This is a genomic window from Litoribacterium kuwaitense (genome assembly GCF_011058155.1).
Lineage (GTDB): Bacteria > Bacillota > Bacilli > Bacillales > DSM-28697 > Litoribacterium > Litoribacterium kuwaitense.
In genome coordinates, this window is record NZ_JAALFC010000095.1 from 1 (window position 1) to 1319 (window position 1319).

General features: G+C 35.2%; 2 protein-coding genes. Both read right to left on the reverse strand.

Features of this window, described 5'->3' with window-relative positions; genetic code table 11:
- Nucleotides 1-22: 22 nt before the first annotated feature.
- Nucleotides 23-469, reverse strand: a complete 447-nt coding sequence (locus G4V62_RS19065) for an NUDIX domain-containing protein (protein ID WP_165205223.1) — start codon at nt 467-469, stop codon at nt 23-25.
- 566 nt (nt 470-1035) lie between these two features.
- Nucleotides 1036-1319: zinc ribbon domain-containing protein (locus G4V62_RS19070; protein WP_165205225.1), on the reverse strand; the 284-nt coding region annotated here is incomplete at its 5' end.

Consider the following 1319-nt stretch of genomic DNA (forward strand, 5'->3'; position numbering starts at 1 on the left):
GCATCATTTTACTATAATCTAATTATACGTATTTAAAAATATTCACATCAACTGAATCTATAAGACCTATTTTTTCTTTTAAGTCCCAAAGTTTTATCTCTGATGTTTCATCATTTTCTTTAAAGGGTTGTAATTCTACAGATGTTGTATGGAAAACTGGGTTAAATTTAATTTTTCCAGTCATTATATTTTTAACTTTTAATAACCCCTTAAATTCCAAATCTGAAACTACTTGTCCAGTTTCCTCATAAAGTTCTCTAATAGCACATTTCTTTGGTGTCTCATTTTGTTCCCTTTTTCCTGCTGGCAATTCCCATTGATTTCTCAAAGTGTTATAACATATAAGATATTTATCATCATACTTTACTACTGCATATGAACCTGCAATAGGTTTAAAGTTATTTATTTCTTCTTCTCCAGCATTTATAAAACCTATAAACTCAAAGCCATTATTTTTGACATCAATCAAATATATAACCCTCCTTAGCATAAAAGGTACTAAAATAATCTTTAGTTCCTGTTTCTTGAACTAACCTTGAATCAAGAATGATCAATTCTTTACCCTCAAATAAGAGTCATAAATGAGGTTAATAATTAAATTCCTTACTCTGAGTTTATGTGTTTTTTTGTTCTTTTTTTCGTAAACCCCAACAAATATTGTAGAGCCCAAAAAAGAGATGCTCCCACAGTGTTCTAATCTGTGTTAGCATCCCTTATCTGTCAAAACTCTTGACATATCAAAAATTAAACTATTATGCAGTGACGTCCCAGGCAGGATTCGAACCTGCGACCCACAGCTTAGAAGGCTGGTGGCATAGGGTATTACTCTGTAGTGGAAGTGAAGGTAAAACCTATCACATCAAGGGTTTTGGAGATTAAATGACATGCGTAGAGTGCTAAATAACTAAAAATAAAGGAAATCCTGCCCCAAGTCTGCCCCATTCTGCCCCAATTGAACCACCCCCACTTAACACTCTGACGAGCTGTTTGAAGTAGGAGATTCCTAAGAACACCAGCGTAACCGCCAGTTATTGATTAGGCTATCCCCGTAGTTCCTACGGTTAGAAGCCTTATCGCTTCGTTTTTAAGATTTTGTCCTGCGTTCATATCTCGATTGTGATGCATACCACAAGAGGGGCAATCCCACTCGCGAAGGTTGAGATTCTTAACGTCTTTGTTTTTATAGCCACAACAAGAACACAGTTGAGAACTTGCAAATGTTTTTCCAACAACAACTAATTGTTTGCCATACCATTTGCATTTATACTCTAACATTGCTCTGAATTGTGACCATGATGCTTCACTGATGGCTTTAGCTA